This is a genomic window from Pseudomonas sp. GL_093 (genome assembly GCF_057837605.1).
In genome coordinates, this window is sequence record NZ_JBYQNN010000002.1 from 221560 (window position 1) to 236647 (window position 15088).

General features: G+C 54.8%; 27 protein-coding genes. 20 read left to right on the forward strand and 7 right to left on the reverse strand.

What is annotated here, in order from left to right; genetic code table 11:
* Positions 1-705 precede the first annotated feature (705 nt).
* From AC3IUE_RS33765 to AC3IUE_RS33775, 3 genes are all read right to left on the reverse strand, one after another.
* Complete coding sequence (locus AC3IUE_RS33765; RefSeq protein ID WP_489269223.1) at positions 706-912, reverse strand: hypothetical protein; 207 nt, start codon at positions 910-912, stop codon at positions 706-708.
* A gap of 10 nt (positions 913-922) precedes the next feature.
* Positions 923-1522: a hypothetical protein gene (locus tag AC3IUE_RS33770; RefSeq protein ID WP_489269225.1), complete on the reverse strand. Its 600-nt coding sequence runs from the start codon at positions 1520-1522 to the stop codon at positions 923-925.
* Between the two features lie 88 nt (positions 1523-1610).
* A complete protein-coding gene (locus AC3IUE_RS33775) occupies positions 1611-1859 on the reverse strand; it encodes a hypothetical protein (RefSeq protein ID WP_489269227.1) in 249 nt (82 codons plus the stop codon).
* 178 nt (positions 1860-2037) lie between these two features.
* Here AC3IUE_RS33775 and AC3IUE_RS33780 point away from each other — a divergent pair, with 178 nt between their 5' ends.
* The 5 genes from AC3IUE_RS33780 to AC3IUE_RS33800 all read left to right on the forward strand — a co-directional run bounded on the left by AC3IUE_RS33780 (position 2038) and on the right by AC3IUE_RS33800 (position 4569).
* The gene (locus tag AC3IUE_RS33780; protein ID WP_489269229.1) at positions 2038-2286 is read left to right on the forward strand and encodes a hypothetical protein; all 249 of its coding nucleotides are present in this window, start codon (positions 2038-2040) and stop codon (positions 2284-2286) included.
* A gap of 82 nt (positions 2287-2368) precedes the next feature.
* Positions 2369-2677 carry a hypothetical protein gene (locus AC3IUE_RS33785; RefSeq protein WP_489269231.1) on the forward strand — a complete coding sequence of 103 codons (309 nt, stop codon included), beginning with the start codon at positions 2369-2371 and terminating at the stop codon, positions 2675-2677.
* Positions 2678-2741: 64 nt separating this feature from the next.
* Positions 2742-2906 carry a hypothetical protein gene (locus AC3IUE_RS33790; protein ID WP_489269232.1) on the forward strand — a complete coding sequence of 55 codons (165 nt, stop codon included), beginning with the start codon at positions 2742-2744 and terminating at the stop codon, positions 2904-2906.
* A gap of 116 nt (positions 2907-3022) precedes the next feature.
* The gene (locus AC3IUE_RS33795; RefSeq protein WP_489269234.1) at positions 3023-3802 is read left to right on the forward strand and encodes a hypothetical protein; all 780 of its coding nucleotides are present in this window, start codon (positions 3023-3025) and stop codon (positions 3800-3802) included.
* 410 nt (positions 3803-4212) lie between these two features.
* On the forward strand, positions 4213-4569 hold the full coding sequence (locus tag AC3IUE_RS33800; protein WP_489269236.1) for a hypothetical protein: 357 nt from the start codon (positions 4213-4215) through the stop codon (positions 4567-4569).
* Positions 4570-4799: 230 nt separating this feature from the next.
* Here the strand turns inward: AC3IUE_RS33800 and AC3IUE_RS33805 are convergent, their stop codons facing one another.
* The 4 genes from AC3IUE_RS33805 to AC3IUE_RS33820 all read right to left on the reverse strand — a co-directional run bounded on the left by AC3IUE_RS33805 (position 4800) and on the right by AC3IUE_RS33820 (position 6588).
* A complete protein-coding gene (locus AC3IUE_RS33805; RefSeq protein WP_489269238.1) occupies positions 4800-5309 on the reverse strand; it encodes a hypothetical protein in 510 nt (169 codons plus the stop codon).
* Positions 5310-5430: 121 nt separating this feature from the next.
* Entirely contained in the window at positions 5431-5832 is a 402-nt protein-coding gene (locus AC3IUE_RS33810) for a hypothetical protein (protein ID WP_489269240.1), read from the reverse strand.
* A gap of 68 nt (positions 5833-5900) precedes the next feature.
* Positions 5901-6332, reverse strand: a complete 432-nt coding sequence (locus AC3IUE_RS33815; RefSeq protein WP_489269242.1) for a hypothetical protein — start codon at positions 6330-6332, stop codon at positions 5901-5903.
* A 76-nt stretch (positions 6333-6408) separates the two neighbouring features.
* On the reverse strand, positions 6409-6588 hold the full coding sequence (locus AC3IUE_RS33820; RefSeq protein ID WP_489269243.1) for a hypothetical protein: 180 nt from the start codon (positions 6586-6588) through the stop codon (positions 6409-6411).
* 146 nt (positions 6589-6734) lie between these two features.
* On the opposite strand from AC3IUE_RS33820, the gene AC3IUE_RS33825 reads away from it, so the two are divergent.
* The 15 genes from AC3IUE_RS33825 (at position 6735) to AC3IUE_RS33895 (ending at position 14783) form a co-directional block, all read left to right on the forward strand.
* Positions 6735-7091 (forward strand): hypothetical protein, encoded by a 357-nt coding sequence (locus AC3IUE_RS33825; RefSeq protein WP_489269245.1) that lies wholly within the window; start codon positions 6735-6737, stop codon positions 7089-7091.
* Positions 7092-7133: 42 nt separating this feature from the next.
* Positions 7134-7319 carry a hypothetical protein gene (locus AC3IUE_RS33830; RefSeq protein WP_489269246.1) on the forward strand — a complete coding sequence of 62 codons (186 nt, stop codon included), beginning with the start codon at positions 7134-7136 and terminating at the stop codon, positions 7317-7319.
* 74 nt (positions 7320-7393) lie between these two features.
* Positions 7394-7624, forward strand: a complete 231-nt coding sequence (locus AC3IUE_RS33835) for a hypothetical protein (protein ID WP_489269248.1) — start codon at positions 7394-7396, stop codon at positions 7622-7624.
* A gap of 363 nt (positions 7625-7987) precedes the next feature.
* Positions 7988-8752: a phosphoadenosine phosphosulfate reductase domain-containing protein gene (locus AC3IUE_RS33840; RefSeq protein WP_489269250.1), complete on the forward strand. Its 765-nt coding sequence runs from the start codon at positions 7988-7990 to the stop codon at positions 8750-8752.
* Positions 8753-9550: 798 nt separating this feature from the next.
* Complete coding sequence (locus AC3IUE_RS33845; RefSeq protein ID WP_489269252.1) at positions 9551-10036, forward strand: hypothetical protein; 486 nt, start codon at positions 9551-9553, stop codon at positions 10034-10036.
* A gap of 54 nt (positions 10037-10090) precedes the next feature.
* Entirely contained in the window at positions 10091-10447 is a 357-nt protein-coding gene (locus AC3IUE_RS33850) for a hypothetical protein (protein ID WP_489269254.1), read from the forward strand.
* Complete coding sequence (locus AC3IUE_RS33855; protein ID WP_489269256.1) at positions 10444-10956, forward strand: hypothetical protein; 513 nt, start codon at positions 10444-10446, stop codon at positions 10954-10956. Before AC3IUE_RS33850 ends, AC3IUE_RS33855 begins: the two co-directional genes overlap by 4 nt.
* Positions 10957-10958: 2 nt before the next feature.
* Entirely contained in the window at positions 10959-11231 is a 273-nt protein-coding gene (locus AC3IUE_RS33860) for a hypothetical protein (RefSeq protein ID WP_489269258.1), read from the forward strand.
* Positions 11228-11728, forward strand: a complete 501-nt coding sequence (locus tag AC3IUE_RS33865; RefSeq protein WP_489269260.1) for a hypothetical protein — start codon at positions 11228-11230, stop codon at positions 11726-11728. Before AC3IUE_RS33860 ends, AC3IUE_RS33865 begins: the two co-directional genes overlap by 4 nt.
* Positions 11729-11777: 49 nt before the next feature.
* Positions 11778-12206 carry a hypothetical protein gene (locus AC3IUE_RS33870; RefSeq protein ID WP_489269262.1) on the forward strand — a complete coding sequence of 143 codons (429 nt, stop codon included), beginning with the start codon at positions 11778-11780 and terminating at the stop codon, positions 12204-12206.
* Between the two features lie 65 nt (positions 12207-12271).
* Complete coding sequence (locus AC3IUE_RS33875) at positions 12272-12889, forward strand: hypothetical protein (protein WP_489269264.1); 618 nt, start codon at positions 12272-12274, stop codon at positions 12887-12889.
* 79 nt (positions 12890-12968) lie between these two features.
* Positions 12969-13301: a hypothetical protein gene (locus tag AC3IUE_RS33880; protein WP_489269266.1), complete on the forward strand. Its 333-nt coding sequence runs from the start codon at positions 12969-12971 to the stop codon at positions 13299-13301.
* Between the two features lie 278 nt (positions 13302-13579).
* A complete protein-coding gene (locus tag AC3IUE_RS33885; RefSeq protein ID WP_489269268.1) occupies positions 13580-13750 on the forward strand; it encodes a hypothetical protein in 171 nt (56 codons plus the stop codon).
* A gap of 154 nt (positions 13751-13904) precedes the next feature.
* Positions 13905-14213 (forward strand): hypothetical protein, encoded by a 309-nt coding sequence (locus tag AC3IUE_RS33890; RefSeq protein ID WP_489269270.1) that lies wholly within the window; start codon positions 13905-13907, stop codon positions 14211-14213.
* Positions 14214-14273: 60 nt separating this feature from the next.
* Complete coding sequence (locus tag AC3IUE_RS33895) at positions 14274-14783, forward strand: hypothetical protein (RefSeq protein WP_489269272.1); 510 nt, start codon at positions 14274-14276, stop codon at positions 14781-14783.
* The last annotated feature ends 305 nt before the right edge of the window (positions 14784-15088 follow it).

A 15088-nucleotide genomic window follows, 5' to 3' on the forward strand; every position in this document is an offset into this window, starting at 1 on the left:
AGCGGGGGAGGGGATAGATGGCTATTAGCAAGGCTGTACACCCTGGCGATTGTTGGAAAACCGTAGCCTTCCAATCAGCCAGCGCATCACATATCAACTATTTTTCGGCTGGTGCCGCGTTGGCCCGCCAATGGGGGAGGCCTACTACAGCGCTGGGGCGTGCAACGGCTCAACCTGGGCAAATCCGCGCCAGCAACGTTTTCACTTTGTGGCCACAACGGCAATGCCCAGAGAACAGGGTATGTAGTGAGCGTGTTGTTTCAGCTGGTAATGATCAGGCGCGTCACCTGGTAGCGGAGGAGCCCCTCGATACCAGCTCAGGCGCGCTTACGGCTTCGCTTCTTCTCGGCGCATGCCGCCAGCTGTTCCAGCGCAAACTGGACTGTATAGCTAGCCTTTCGGTAGCTCTTCGACCCTTCGCTCAGGTAGTACCGCATCACCCGGTCAGTGAGGCCGAGTGCGGTCGCTGCGGCTTCCTGGGTCAGTCCAGCGGTCTCCAGAAGTCCACGCAAGTAGGTGGGGGACGGGTTGTGCAGTGACGCGTCTGGTTTACGAGGGTACATGTATTCAGTTCCATATCCAGAGCGAGCGGTGGATACCAGTTCGACGATGAGGCGGGCAGTTTCATCCGCTGGGTTCACGCACTTACTGCATCAGGGGTTTTCATCCACCTTCAGCAGTATATGCGCAGCGTAAATTAAACCCTTAGGGGCTGTGTATCCCATCCAGTTTTCCCCGCAGGGTCCACGCCTTAGCTAACGGATGGCCGGGGTCAGACCGAAGGCCTTCAAGGTCACTTCCGCCCGTGTAGTCGAGCAGGTCGAAGAGCACCTTTTTTAGCTCTTCGTTTTCCCGCTTCATGCTCTCGACATAAGCGCGGGTTGCCTCGAAGTTGGTCAATTTCTTAACCATGGTCTTCACCTCACTCGTCGAACAGGTCGCTGGAGAAATCAAGGATTTCGCCATCAGAAACACCATGCGCATCAATGAACGCCTGAGCGGCGGCAGCGTCCACAAAGCGTTTGGCGAAGCCGTATCGGCTGGATGTTTTTACAACGCCTTGCCAAAAGTCCGAGACGATCCCTGATTTTGTTTTGATCACCTTCGGGACAACGTGCTCTGGACGGCCGTTGAAGTTACGCATGAACTCCCGAGCTTCTTCGATAGTCACGCCTTCAATGAGGGTTACCCACTGACGATCAGTGGTCAGTACAACGACCCCATGAGTCGGACCGGCGTCCTTGTTGCTGAAGCAGACTGTTTCGCCGCTGCGCTTTCTCGCTGCGCCGGTTAGCTCCGCGTCCGACAGAGTATCGCGCAACTCTTGTTCAAATTCTTCGTTCTCAACGTGCAGCTTTTTGGACAGGGCTACAGCTTCGGATTGATCTACATCAGCGGCAACCACAACGCACTGCTCAGGATTTTTGTAGCTGCGCTTGACGTGGTTCAGAGCCTTACGAGCGGTGCTGTTTTTCAGCATGTCGATGCAGGTGCCGTTAAAGTAAATATTGAAAGTGGTCATGGCGTATCGCTCCGATTCTGTAGGGTGCCGCTCTATTTCTGCCGAGTTAAAAACTGCTGCGCTGGGCGGGTAGTGCTCAGGCCGTCCACTAACGGCGCGAGGCGATCAGGCCTTGCACTTCATCACAAGCTGCGCGCGCTGTTTTCCGCTCCATTCCAAACTGGTATTCCGGAGTTCCCGACTCATCAGCTAGTCGAGCAATACGAACGCCACCAGCCGCCCATTCGCCATGATAGTTGCCGACCTGCCACTTACCGCCAAGCAGAGGCTTAGGTGGCGCACCCACTAGTTTGTTCAGCTCTGCTACTGCTGCTATCAGATCCTTCAGGTCGTTCACTGTCTTGCTCCGCTGCTGGTGGGGTGCCGCTTCGTTCGGCTTGCCACCATAATAGGAACATATTTCCTATATTGGAACCCCTAAAGAGGGAAATATATTGCTTGATGTGGTGTGAAATATGTTTCATAATGCGCCCCATGAAGACGTTTCTTTCTAGCTACTTACCGGGGATCAGGAAATGGATATTGCTCAAGCCAAGCTCAAAGGTGTTGCGGGTTTCAAGGCCGGTCTAGGTTCGGCCCCGGCGCTGAACGGCCAGTTCACTATCGACGCATGCGCCTGCACTCAGGGCAACACAAAGCAGCTGATCAAGCTTCTGTCGGCCTACACCAATGGCTGGACGATCGCCATGCTCGCTGAGGGTTGCGATGACCCACAAATGCCTAGCGTGATCGAGCTGGCTCGAATCCAAAGCGCCGCCGCTTAAAACCATTTGCCCGAGGGTGAGCGCCAGCACAGCGCCCACCCTTCACCGTCTTGTTCCCAAAGCACCCACCGAGATTCCTCAGATGTCCAACACCCTCACGATTGAACTGACCACATTTAAAATTCGCGGCTCCGCAAATCTGATGTGCGGCTACACGGCAATGGATGCCCACAGCGATACCTTCTGCCGCGTGTCTTCTACTTGGGAAGGATTCAAGGCCGAATACCCTACGCTGAAGTCGCTTGTTGATCAGGTGATGGGGGAGGAGGCGTTCTCCTATCTCAATGCCGCCTACAGCGTCGAAGGCAATGTAATTGAGGTGGACGTCCTCGACGAAGTAGAAGCCCTGCTAACCAGCATCGTCGTTGTGGGCGGTGAAGGGATTTACTGAAAGCTTGGCGTTTAATCCACCTCGCCCGGCTCGCCGGGCACCACCTCGCTACGGAGCTATACCAATGCCTGCCAACCCACAGCAGAAGATTAAAGCCGCTGTAAAGCTCGCCCGCGAATGCAGTCGTGATAGCTGGCAGCATGCCAAGGACGCAAAGCAGGCTCTTGAGTTTCGCCGCATTTCTCGGGAGTGCATCGGGGACGCCCGAAGCTGGAAAATGGACTCCTGATGAGATCACGTGCAACACGCATTAGCCGCTCAACCTTAACGCCCACGCCCAGCACTAGCTGGGCAGAGGTCGTAGGGGAGGCGCGGTTTTCGCGTCCGCGAAACTGGTAGAACATCATGCCGTTGACATGGGATTTGGCTTTTCATTCCGGGATGTCAGCCCGAAGCGATCTGCGGGCTGCTGTAGATGAAGGCGTCGCGGTTGGCGTGGTTGCAACGCTGTTGGACGTTGTCAAAACCATTCTGGTGTTGCCCCGCCACCTGGACGCCGGGGGCGCTGTGTTCATCGACTCGGGTGCCTTCGCAGCCTTCCAGAAGGGGGATGTGGTGGACTGGATCAAGGTGTTTAGCGTGTATGAAAGTGTGCTGAACATGGCGGACAATACGGCTGGCTTGAGCATCGTTGCGCCAGACGTGATTGGAGATCAGACAGCAACGCTCGCCCTGTGGGAGGAGCACTCTGAACGCGTGAGTACTTGGGTCACTGCCGGAGCCCGCGTGATCGTGCCCTTGCAGCGTGGTGAGCTGTCAGCCGGTGTGATGCTGGCGCATGCTAAACGCATCTTTAAGACCGACCGCTTCTGTGCTGGCATTCCCTCGAACCTGGAGGCGATGAGCGCGGAGGACTGTTCGACGCTGCATCATCACGATTTCCATGTGCTGGGCCGTGTGATTATGACCGCTGAACTGGCCGTCAAGCTGCGAGCTCTATTGGCCAACAATCCCGGTGCTACCTATACGGCCGATGCGAATTGGATGCGATCCCGCATTCCGCAAATCAGCAGTGCGGCGCAGCGCTTGCGGCATGATCCCACGCGTAACCTTTTTGAGTCATCGCGGACTCGCGCGGTGCGAGCTGTCCTGCGCAACGATGCGTACCATTACAAACAAGCCTGACCGGTTTGTCGTTTCCTCTAAATCGATACGGAGTGAGATATGAAAAATTCCCACGGCTACAGCACTGGCCTGTCGAGCAAGCCCACAGAAAAACCTGGCAGGGGGATGATGTGGGTACAGACGAAAGGCGGCCCGCAGGATGGTCGGTGGGTACAGCGGCCCAAACAGTAACCGTCGTTTCTTCGCGCCAGCACGAGCTTCTGTGAGGGGCTCGTGCTTTTGTTTGGAATGTGTGCGAATAGGTGGACAGCTTGCTCGTGGGTGCACAAGACGGCTTGCGAATACAAAGGCGTCGAATGCCTCCGATTCTAGGAGCAGCACCAGGAACACCCAAGCCCCGGCCAAAAACCGGGGCTTAGGCCGTAGGAGAGGCGCGACTTCTGCGCCCGAGAAAAGGCAGGTGCCAAGAAATGGAAACGGACAACCCTCTGTATACGCTTGAAGACATACGCGCCGATCAGGAAGCGATTGATCGTGAAATGAAAGAGTTGAACGAGAAAAATCAGGCCGTACTCGATCAGGTAAAAGCGCTTGTTTCACCTGAGGCCTTTCAGCAGATCGAGGAAGCGCTTTCGGATTCCGAGTACACCTGCGATTACCAAATCGTTGGTCAGTCCGTTGGGCTTGCTCAAGATGACGGGTATGTCCTTGGTGACGTATTCGTCAATCAGACCACGAACGGTGGGATCAGTGGGGACGAGTATGCAGGTACGATCTGCATGCCGCTCACTGCTGGAAGCTACTTCCAGTTTTACTACACCTGTTGACGGGATTGACCATGGTGGGCTGTGGAGTGAAGGCAGGACGGCTCCGATAGGGCTTGCGAGCGGCGGACGACTGGAGGTGCTAGGCCGTAGCCTGCGAGGGGGCGCGTGCTTGTCGTTCGGGCAGACGGTTCTGTTGCTGGCGTCGCTTTGGTGGCCCTTTGAGCTCTTACTAACACTGCTCCAGGTGACACATCTAGAGGGAAATTACCGGGCCGTGATAGAGGTCGTTCTTAGGGCTGAAGCGCCCCCTGACTCGTGGACGGTGTGACCTCCTGACTGTTGAACACCTGGCTGAAGGTTGTTCTGCCGTCTTTCATAATCAGGAAACGGCCTTTGCATTTCACGCTGCCCGGATCGCCACTGGAAAACTCGCCTCGATCAATGGTCACGACGGTGAAGCCATGCTTCGCTGCGTTCACTTCTGCGCGGGCGCGGAGCAGGGCAATACATTCATCGAGTTCTGTTGTGCCGCCAGGTGCTGCGTACGCGGGCAGAGGCGAATATGCCTTTTTCACCGGTACGATGGTGATCTCACTCGCGACCAATTTGCAGACGGTGGCCATGTCAAAACCAGCTTGTAGCTCTGCATATCGTTGTTGTGCTTCAGGTGAGCCGTAGGCATAAGCCTCGCAAAGTGGTTTCACCTTTTGGGCATTGAGAGTTCTGGGCGGCGCAGACCCCATCTCCGCGTGAGCTCCCATACTTGCTATGAGGAACATCGCAAAAAATGCCACCTTCATACGAACCTCGCTGTTCACGCAACGCTAATGAAAGGCTGCCCGCTGGATGCTCGGTGGTATCTGCACCAACAACAGTAAGCGCTATCGATCAGCGCCTTTTTGTGTTGGCGGCGTCAATCGCTCACTGAAGCTTGGGGCCAAGCGTCCCCTCATCCAGCATTGCATACTCTGGGGCAGCTGCGCTTGTTGGCAGTACTTCGATATACGCAACTACTTCAGTCCGTGGATGGGTGGATGCCTTGTCGAATCGCTGCCCCTTGCGAACCGTGAACCAGTGACCTCTGACGCTGATGATGTACGTCTTACTTTCATCAAGCGTTGGTATAAAACTCTTCAAGGTCACCCGGTTATCTGGTCGCTTCATAGGCGTGATGTGATAACCCATTTCACGAAGGAGATACCAGCCAGCAATGCCGTGCATGCCCTTTTCGCTGTTCCATCCCTTCTGCTCAGCCAGTGACATCACAACCGAGAATTTTTCGCCGGTTGCGATATGGATAGCGTAGGGCACGCAGTCGCTCATAGCCTTTCCCTTGTACTGTCAGCTCGTCGCTGATTTTGCCTATTACGGTAGCGGTTGGCGGGTTTAACTCAGTTCGTATTATTGACCGGGGTGCCGTGTTGCTCCATCCACGCGCGCCGCTGTGCGCAGTACTCTTCAAAGTTCCCGAGTACTTTCCCAGTTGTATCGCCACAAAGGTGCGCTTTGGCAGCTTCGCTTACTTCCGGCATTTGCAAAGCCACCATTGTCTTTGTTGGTGGGTAGGTTGTTGGCCCAAAATCGATGCCCACAATCATTGGGATGCAGATGGCCAGAGCGCCAATCAATCCGCTGAACAAGCTCCAGCCCATGCTGATCCGCTTATTGGAAAAGTACGCAACTGAGAGCAGCACGCCGATGAAGACGACAAAAGTCTCCGCAAGGTGAATCCAAGTGGATATCGGCATGGTGATAATCAGTTGATACGACATTACGGCCTTATTTAACCAAGCTTCAGAGCCGGGCCCGACAAAGATACTCATCCTCTTTCCTTATTCGCCAAGTTCGACGTTCTAAAATTTGCCTGAGATGCCCGGACAGGTTGCCGGGCGGAGAGGGTTAAATGAGCTGGTTCTTGATATCACAAAGCACTTCAAGCGACTGCTCATCACCGGCTTTCGCCGCAGCGCCTTGCATTTTGGTGATCGCATCTAAGTCAGAGCAATTGTACGCGGCCTGCACCTGGGCAATCGCGATGATTGCGGTTTCAGGGGTAAGGGTCGTTTTGCCAAGCTCCATTTGCAGCTCCTCATGAGGGACATTTCAATGAGGCTATTTTACTTCATCCGCCAATATTTGATAGCTCAATAAGGGAAATATACTTCTTGGCATGGTATGAAATATAGTTCATACTATCACCTACAAAATGAGCTCAGGTTAAAGTCATGCATCCAAGCATCGGTCAACTCAATAGCGGCAAATTCTACGCGTATCTGCATGGGTACCATAATGAACCGACCTTCCGGGAAAGCGTGGCTGCACTGGAAGCATTGCTGGCCGGTGAGCCTGAGCCCGTAGCTGTTGTAGTAGTCCAGAAGATTGCTCGCCCGGTAAGCAAGACCTATGACGTGGCGGTCACCTTCCAGCACCCGGCATGGAACATGGTTGATGGCATCCAGTACAAGGGCATTCCGGCGCAATGCAAATCCGAGGCGAACGATATTGCGCGCAGTAAAGCCGAGCGTGATGGTCAGCTAGGCTGGGGGCAGGGACGAGTAACTTTCAAGGCGACTGAAGTCTGAGCGATCCGCCCGGTTCGCCGGGCGTTACTGGAGAAACATGGAATGAGTGAGCAGCTGATCGACGTTAAAGAGATTGCCATTCAACCCGGCCACTGCCGTGGCGGCTTGATTTGGCTGGTGACCGAATTCAACGAGTACAACGCAAAGCCGGGGCATAGCGCAAAGTTGATTGGCGTTATCCGCCATGGTCGTCAGATTGTGCAGATGATCGCTTTTCAGAATTCCTGAAAACCGCCCACATCAAGCCGCTCAATTGGGGCTTGGCTGTGACAGAAACACAACGAACATTAGAGCTCGGCGAGATGACCAACTTCAATCGCATGACCATTCGCGCTTACAGCTCACAGTTCCAAGTTTTCAAGATGAAACCTCAGCAAATCGGCGGCTGGTCGACCGACATGGCTGCAAAGAAATTCAGCTGGTCGGTTAGTCGTGTTGCGGCGGCGCGCTTCACCGGTAGCTACCCCGAATGCTCTAAGTTCATCAGTGAGCAGGGTGCCGAATTCATGAGCGAGCACGCCATAGCCTGCTAGCCAAACCCGCCCACCTAGCCCCCCTTAATTGGGGGTTTTGCAGTACCAGAAACACAACGAAGAATGGAGCAAGTCGAGATGGCTTTCGCAATCAAACGCACCTACGGTAAGAACCACGACTACCTCCACGCGTGGTGCGAACAATGGGGAACCTCCTGCATGGGGTCGATCAAGAAGGCACTGATCTTCGCATCCAAATCTGACGCCGATGAGGCAGCTGTCAAGGCTCAGCGAGTGTGCAAAGGGTTTGACGGCCTCCCCGCAAAAGGGATCACGTTCTCAGCCGTTCCTGCGTAGCCAACCCCGGCCACCTAAGCCCCTTGATTGGGGCATTGCCAGTACCAAAAATCAAAGAGACGCGCCATGACCATCCTCGCCAGCACGCCAGACCAGATCGATAGCCTGATAGCAGCCGGTGCGCTCTTTGTGGCAAATCATTCCGGAGGCAAGGACTCACAGGCGCAGCTAATCCGCCTATTGGAGCGGGTGCCAGCCTCACAGATGATCGTGGTGCACGCGTCGCTCGGCGCAATGGAGTGGCCTGGGGCGATGGAGCTGGCCCGTGATCAGGCAGCCGCTGCAAGTCTGCCTTTCATCGTGGCCACCGCCACCAAGACCCTCCTCGAAATGGTAGAGCGCCGGTATAAAGGCCGCCCCGAAGTCCCTAGCTGGCCATCTGCGACAACACGCCAATGCACCAGCGACCTCAAGCGCGGGCCCATCCAGCGCGAAGTGCGACGCTATGCCAAGGCCAACGGCTACAAGACCATCGTTAACTGTCTCGGCCTGCGCGCCCAAGAGTCGCCAGGTCGCGCAAGGCGTAAGGAATTCAGCCAGATGGGGATCAGCAACAGCGTCAACACCTGGTACGAATGGCTGCCTGTTCACGAGCTTTCCACTGTCGAGATATTCGACACCATCGCGCTGGCCGGGCAGAAGCCGCACTACGCCTATGCGCTGGGCAATGACCGCCTGAGCTGTGTGTTTTGCATCATGGCCAGCAAGAAAGATTTGCGCACAGGGGCCAAGCACAACCCCGAGCTGCTCGACCAGTACGCAGCCCTAGAGCAACGTACCGGCTACACCATGCACATGAGCCGCATTCCCTTGATAGAGCTGGTGGCCTGACATGATGAGGGTTTGCGCACAAAACGCGGTGAATGGCGAATTCACCCTGTGTGGTGATGCCTTCGACGCGTTCGTCACGGGTGATGCTGAGGAAGAGCACAACTGCGCTGGGCGCGGTGAGGTCGTTACATGCCACAAATGCTGCCACATCATTCAGGACATCCGCGATATGCGGTACCGGCTCAAGCCGCGCGCCGAGTAACCCTTGAAGATCTAAGGATCTAGGCTGGCTGGTACCGACGTTCACGCCATACCCACGCCCCCATCACATCCATGGATTCATAGCATGAAGCTAACTGCCGAGAATGCGCCTCATCGTCTCCAGTGCTCGCATCACCTGGGTAGCAATGTTCGCCACTACACAATGCCGTGCCACATCCTGAAGAGAACACCCAGCGGTCGCCTCAAGGTGCTGGTGTTTGGTGAGCTGTACTGGAAGGGGCGCAATCACATATCGAAAGTTCGGTATGTCGAGGCAGACAGGGTTGAGTTGATGTCGCCCACAGTACCCGATGCGCGTTCGTAGGGCCTGCCGCGTCGGGCGTCCAAGCGGCTGGTTCTGTTGGTGACAGATTGCGAATCCGATTGGTCATCGCGGTGCGATCACCAGGCAGCACAGCGATCTCTATTGTCTGCGTTCTGCGCTTCTTGTTGAGTGCCGGAACCACTGCGCACTAAGGCAAATGGCCGCCAGTGGGACGTAGCGTAAATGGCCCTATTTGCGGGAAATATACTTCTTGATTTACAGTGAAATATAGTTCACCATTAGCGCCACTTAACCAATCGTGGTGATCAGTCATGAACGCACAGCTTAACCACTCCAGTGTTGCCCAGATTACCCGTCACCCGGTCGCGCACCACACGCAACCTGGTGTGCCAGATAAGACCGTGCTCACTCAGGCTGAGCGAACTTTTCGCGCCGCTGGTTTTGATCCTTCTCAGCCGCTTGATGGCATGCTGGCTGCTGGTGGGGCGCTGTGGATTGAAGCCCAGAAGATCGGCGCTACGTTCGATCAGGATCAACGGGCAATCGTCTTCCGGGACACCTCGAAAATTCTCTTTCAAAGCAATTCGGGAAGCCTGCTCCATACCACCTATACACCGGTCGCAATCGATCCTGTCCGCTTCAATGTTCGCTTGGCCCGACACTGTTCGTTGGCTGCTCGGCGCATGAAGCGGCAAGAAAGCCCAAGCCTTGCTCAGTCCTTCCGTGCAGCGCGCGCCCTGTGCATGCTAGAGGCTCGGGCGGCGCGCCAACGCCTACAGGTGGCTCAACCTCACTAAGTCGGCGCCAGCAGAGCTAACGGCCGTATCAGTTCACTACCGTCCGGGGATGCCATGGATAGTCTCGTCATTACTACTGAGGTTTATGCAAAGTTACCGACCAGATTCAACATGGTCGGCCAGTCATTGCCTCAAGAAGTCCGGATCACGGCCGAGGTTGTAAGCCACGGTCTGGCGAAACGGTTGCATGCCTACGCGTTTGACCGTCTGCGTCAAGCCGGTTTGGATAAGGCTGTCGAAGGATTTGAGGTTGTGGTCAGTACTAATGACGCTGAAGATCCGCCAACAGGGCGCATGTATGCGGTGAGCTGGGTAAACAAGCAGCGGGCCTTTATCGCTGTTGTTGGAATTCTGACTCGCCATGGGTGGCCGAGCATCGATCATGGATTGAGTATTGGGGAGCATGCATGACCAATCGCACACAAAAGGCGTTCGTAGCGCACGAGACACTGTGGCAGCTACATGGGCTTGCCAAGGACGCAGGGCAAATCACGCTCGCGCACCAGATCTCAGATCTGATTGCTGCGTCTACTGATCAACCCTGCTACTCGGAAGCCGAGTTGCGGGCCGCGCACGCTAATGGATTCAAAGCTGGCGCTCAGCAGCTGCTCAATCGAGATGAGCCCCCTGTGTGTTCTCTTTACCATGGCGAGCCGGGCAAGGCAGCGCTCTTGCTTGTGGGTGAGCCAGAGCCGAGCGGTGAAGGCTGGACAGCGTTGAAGCACTGGCCGGTTGTAAAGGTGCTCGATGTTCCCTCGCAAGGGGTGAGCGTTGAGGATCTGCTGGAAGTCGGTACGCGCTTTCCGGATCGTCACACCATTTACGCCGAGGTGCTGAAGCGCCCAGGCAATCGCCGAACCTCGATTGAGAACGTCGATGACGTGGTTGAGGCCCTCTCATCCCTGACTGGAGGCAAGTAACTATGGCCCCCGCCGACAAATTCGTTGTAACTCGGGCACAGCTGGAGCGCTGGCAGAAAGAAGCGCTGGGGTGGAAAACGCCAAGCATTGGTGTCGAGATCATGCATGTCCTCGATCAGTGTGTTCATCCCTCCCAAGCCGTTGGTTCCGCCTGCGGTGTGCAAATGGTCAGCTGTCCAGAATGCAACCATCAATGGGATCATTTTTTTGAATGCGGCAACGCCCACGCGCCAGCGCCTCAATCATCCATTGATACAGAGGAGTCGCGCTCATGAAGAGATCGGAGATTCGTGTGGGTGGGTTCTACACCGATGGCAAGCAAGGACTTCGAGAGGTGATCGAGGAGGGCTCCCACCTGAACACCTACAAGGCGAGCAATGACGACTGCCTGCGCTACCGCGTACACACCTCGGGGAAGCTCCCGGATGTCAGTACTTCCTCCAACATGACGCGTGCGGGGTTCTCCACCTGGGCGAAAGAAGAAGTCCCTGCCGACGAAGTGGCGGAATTCAAACTGTTTCATGACGCGGGGCGAATTGAAAAGCGCCTGACCACGCTCCAGCGTGGATTCATGGAAACCTTTGACGTGTTCACAGGCCCAGAGACTTTGGTGGAGTGCCCCCGATCTGAGTTTCGTGTTGCGACGGTGCTGAAGGAAAAAGGCGTGATTGAAACCATTCCTAGCAGCCTTCAGAAGCACCAGATGCATTTCCAGGTTGCACTGTCCGTGCTGGGAGAGAAAGTTCTTCGGTGCGTTCATTCCAATGACTGACTCTCATAAGGCATGCTCAGTAGTGAGGCGAAGTATCCTCCGAAGCCCGGTGCTTTACCGCTGGCTGCCGAGCTGGCGCAATGCCGTAACGATCTGCCTGAGTGCTCTCGTTGCCATGTACCTGAAGAAGACCGCACCTGGTGCAAATCTGACTACGGCAGTCGTCGCGTTGACTGCATTTCTCTCTGTTTCTTTGGCCTACGCGCGGGTGCGGCTGTTCCCTTTGCGAGCGTACTGGATTGGGGGAGATGTAGTTGCAGCCCACACGCCTGAGCAAGCATTGCAAGTTGCTTTTGATGAGCTTGGCGAGGAACTGGGCGAGGGCGCACCAGTAACGCTGAGCAATGTCCTGCCGGTGGGTGACAAAGAACTGGACGCGCCAATGCAAACGGATGACGGTGCCGACGCGACAACCTTGCGGGAAGATCTTCAAGCCGCTAGTAGGCCGAGATACCTCGCCTACTGTCCAAAAGATTAGCGCCAGCACCCGAGCATTTAGTCGCCCGCAAACCTTCATCAGCCAACATTACAAGTATTGGATTTATGACTACCAACTCCCTCATGCCACTTACCAAGCCAGTGGTTAACGAAAAGGCTTGGCTGATTTCCCTGCTGGTTGGAAACCTGGCACTCATTGGTCTCTTCATAACTTATTTTTCAGAGCTGGCGCATCCTGGCCTTCTGATGTTGGGCTTGGCTTCAGCTCATATCGCAAGAGTTTTCCTGATCTACTGGGACGACTGTGTGCTTGCGCCTCACAAAACTGTAGGGCTGGTCACGTTGACGACCTTGCTAGGGGCAGTCTTTGCGATATTTGCCCGTCCAGAGTTCGTTTCCATTATCCACCAGATGGCGGCCGATCCGCAGATCAAAGAACACTTCCTCGGTGAGTATGTGTTGGCCCTCAACAACAAGATCGTAGGCTACGGCGGCTTTTGGTTTATGGGCTATTTCTTCGCCCACTGGACGTTGCATTTTGTTGCAAGGCGCATCCCAGTATTAGCATTCCCCAAAACGAAGCTGGACCTTTTCAGTGCGTTCTATGACGCGGCTGGCCACACGTTGAAATTTGAGACGCTGATGGTGGTAGAGACGGTCGCACAAGGGTACCTGGAAGAATCCAAGGCCGGGCCTTACGTAGCACAATTGGCCGGCGAATAGCGCAGGCCAAAAGCACCAAGGAATGCAATACCGTCAGGTTTAAAGCCAATTTCAAATTACTTTGCTCAGGAGATCGCCAATGGAAAGTACGCAGCACACTCAGGGTGGGCTTAATTGCCTACCAGGTACCCAAGGCCATGGACTTGGCGAAAGCACTCCATCACAGCTCATGGCGTACCAGGTTGGCGAAAATGACATCGTGGCTCACTTCTCTCCTGAGGAGGCGAAAGCATTCATGGTCAAGCATTACGACTACCCGGCCGATGATGAAGAGGGTATCAACGACGTCGAGCTGGTGAGCGACGCGGATCTTGACGCGGAGATGCGGGACGAAGATGGGCAGGTAGCCACGAACCTACGCACCGACCTCGCCGCTGCAACGGAACCGTGCCATCTGCACGGCTGGGAATGAGTGCAGAGGGGTGGGCGCGGTGAGTCGTCTTAAGCGCTTGCTGTTAAACTCGCTAGCGCACGGTAGTCAGAACTGATCGATGGCTTGACGGGAAATATATTGCTTGATCGGTAGTGAAGTATATTTCATAGTAGGTCATCGAATAAAAGAGCGCCCGCGACTTGGTTCCGATATCGGTTCGAATTAGCGATTAATGAATCGCCGAAAAGCGCGGGTTCCGGGGTCGGGTCAGCAGAAGGGCGAAACTTTTCGCGTCCAGGAAAGGAAGGAGTGGTGATATGAACGACAAGCGTGAGAGCAATCCAACGTCTACTGACCGTGAAAAGGCAGAGCCAGTATCAATTGTGCTCAAAGGTGGGCAGGCAAAAACATCGACTGCATCCAAAGTAATGTCGGATTACCTTGCGGAAACTGCTAATCGCACAGAGCCCTCTAAACCGTCTAAATAGTTTAGAAACATACGCCGCTTCCGCCCAATCCTTTTGGGCGGTGGCATTTTTTGCTCCAGTTCGGCGAACGATATTGCTTTAAAGATCGTGAATTATATTTCACGATTAAAATGGGAGGACGCTTATGTGGCGTCATTAATCAGGAGTTCATGCAATGTGTAAATTTACCAAGGAAGCGTTTTTCGCGGTTGCTCTGCTGAGCCTGTCCGCTTTGGCGCAGGCCGAATCGGGGCTTCTTACAGAGCGGGACGAATGCGTCTCCAACTTGCGCGGTATTGCAGACGCTGACGCTGCGCCGTTGGGTTACAACGTCTTGAGGATAGACCAGGGTGAATATGCCGCCCTGCCTAAGGGTGGTGTGAAATGTTCAGCCCAGTTCCAGCTCGGAAAAAACGGGGAAAGTGCATTGAGCCGTGTTTACTCAGGGGAAGTTTACCCACGTCAAGACTCAAAAAAGGATTGATGCAAGCGCATCTACCGGCCTCGCTTTATGCGGGGCTACAGATATAGGGAGTAGATTTTGATGATGAAAAAATGGTGTCTGATGGCATCCATGCTGTTTACGGCTGAGGCAAGTGCTTATGACGTACCAGCTGATTTCAGCGCCGTAGCAGATCAGTACGTAAAATCAGACGTAAGTTGCGATTATGGGAAGGCAATAGTTGCGGGCCGGAGTCGTATCGGCGGCATTGACGTAATTACCCACGAGCCAATCCTCGCCCGACAGGCTGGCAGCACTAATGCTGTTGCGATCAGCTGTGATGGGCATGGAGGGTACATGTTGAACGATGCGGTGCTCACTAACGTGGAGCTGGCGACGTATGCAATGGGGTTCCCGAGGGAAGGGCAAGTCTCTGAAGAAGTCCAGGCGTTGACGCTGGCGGACGCCATTCCAGTTGAACGTGGCTTAACGCTGAGTGACTCAAAAGGGTGTGCGTGGTTTGTGGCCGAGGTTGACCACGTGCTGAAGATCATTCGTCCTCACAACCCGAATGGCAGTCCGATCTGCGCAAAGGTTTCTAAAGCGAAGTAATTGGTGGGTAGCATAAGACTGAGGGTGAGATGAGCCGAAGATTGCAGATCGTTTTAATCGTTATAGCCCTCGTGGCAATGTTTGGTATCCCTCTAGGAGTCCTCACTACTTTGAAGAGCGCTTGGTCGACCTGGGAAGAATGCCATATACCAAAAGACCAAGAGCGGTATGAGGACTGCAAGAAGCGAGTCAGCAGTGAACGCTGGTGGTGAGCATCATTTGATGTCCTGGTGAATCTGCCCAGCCAATAAGTCGAGGCCAAGCCGCCGACGTTTCACCATTCCCAGTGTGGGATTTATCAAGGA

Coding starts and splice junctions, on each gene's coding strand:
- AC3IUE_RS33765 (WP_489269223.1), bottom strand. CDS start 912: ATGGTTAAGAAATTGACCAACTTCGAGGCAACCCGCGCTTATGTCGAG.
- AC3IUE_RS33770 (WP_489269225.1), bottom strand. CDS start 1,522: ATGACCACTTTCAATATTTACTTTAACGGCACCTGCATCGACATGCTG.
- AC3IUE_RS33780 (WP_489269229.1), top strand. CDS start 2,038: ATGGATATTGCTCAAGCCAAGCTCAAAGGTGTTGCGGGTTTCAAGGCC.
- AC3IUE_RS33785 (WP_489269231.1), top strand. CDS start 2,369: ATGTCCAACACCCTCACGATTGAACTGACCACATTTAAAATTCGCGGC.
- AC3IUE_RS33790 (WP_489269232.1), top strand. CDS start 2,742: ATGCCTGCCAACCCACAGCAGAAGATTAAAGCCGCTGTAAAGCTCGCC.
- AC3IUE_RS33795 (WP_489269234.1), top strand. CDS start 3,023: ATGCCGTTGACATGGGATTTGGCTTTTCATTCCGGGATGTCAGCCCGA.
- AC3IUE_RS33800 (WP_489269236.1), top strand. CDS start 4,213: ATGGAAACGGACAACCCTCTGTATACGCTTGAAGACATACGCGCCGAT.
- AC3IUE_RS33805 (WP_489269238.1), bottom strand. CDS start 5,309: ATGAAGGTGGCATTTTTTGCGATGTTCCTCATAGCAAGTATGGGAGCT.
- AC3IUE_RS33810 (WP_489269240.1), bottom strand. CDS start 5,832: ATGAGCGACTGCGTGCCCTACGCTATCCATATCGCAACCGGCGAAAAA.
- AC3IUE_RS33815 (WP_489269242.1), bottom strand. CDS start 6,332: ATGAGTATCTTTGTCGGGCCCGGCTCTGAAGCTTGGTTAAATAAGGCC.
- AC3IUE_RS33820 (WP_489269243.1), bottom strand. CDS start 6,588: ATGGAGCTTGGCAAAACGACCCTTACCCCTGAAACCGCAATCATCGCG.
- AC3IUE_RS33825 (WP_489269245.1), top strand. CDS start 6,735: ATGCATCCAAGCATCGGTCAACTCAATAGCGGCAAATTCTACGCGTAT.
- AC3IUE_RS33830 (WP_489269246.1), top strand. CDS start 7,134: ATGAGTGAGCAGCTGATCGACGTTAAAGAGATTGCCATTCAACCCGGC.
- AC3IUE_RS33835 (WP_489269248.1), top strand. CDS start 7,394: ATGACCAACTTCAATCGCATGACCATTCGCGCTTACAGCTCACAGTTC.
- AC3IUE_RS33840 (WP_489269250.1), top strand. CDS start 7,988: ATGACCATCCTCGCCAGCACGCCAGACCAGATCGATAGCCTGATAGCA.
- AC3IUE_RS33845 (WP_489269252.1), top strand. CDS start 9,551: ATGAACGCACAGCTTAACCACTCCAGTGTTGCCCAGATTACCCGTCAC.
- AC3IUE_RS33850 (WP_489269254.1), top strand. CDS start 10,091: ATGGATAGTCTCGTCATTACTACTGAGGTTTATGCAAAGTTACCGACC.
- AC3IUE_RS33855 (WP_489269256.1), top strand. CDS start 10,444: ATGACCAATCGCACACAAAAGGCGTTCGTAGCGCACGAGACACTGTGG.
- AC3IUE_RS33860 (WP_489269258.1), top strand. CDS start 10,959: ATGGCCCCCGCCGACAAATTCGTTGTAACTCGGGCACAGCTGGAGCGC.
- AC3IUE_RS33865 (WP_489269260.1), top strand. CDS start 11,228: ATGAAGAGATCGGAGATTCGTGTGGGTGGGTTCTACACCGATGGCAAG.
- AC3IUE_RS33875 (WP_489269264.1), top strand. CDS start 12,272: ATGACTACCAACTCCCTCATGCCACTTACCAAGCCAGTGGTTAACGAA.
- AC3IUE_RS33880 (WP_489269266.1), top strand. CDS start 12,969: ATGGAAAGTACGCAGCACACTCAGGGTGGGCTTAATTGCCTACCAGGT.
- AC3IUE_RS33885 (WP_489269268.1), top strand. CDS start 13,580: ATGAACGACAAGCGTGAGAGCAATCCAACGTCTACTGACCGTGAAAAG.
- AC3IUE_RS33890 (WP_489269270.1), top strand. CDS start 13,905: ATGTGTAAATTTACCAAGGAAGCGTTTTTCGCGGTTGCTCTGCTGAGC.
- AC3IUE_RS33895 (WP_489269272.1), top strand. CDS start 14,274: ATGATGAAAAAATGGTGTCTGATGGCATCCATGCTGTTTACGGCTGAG.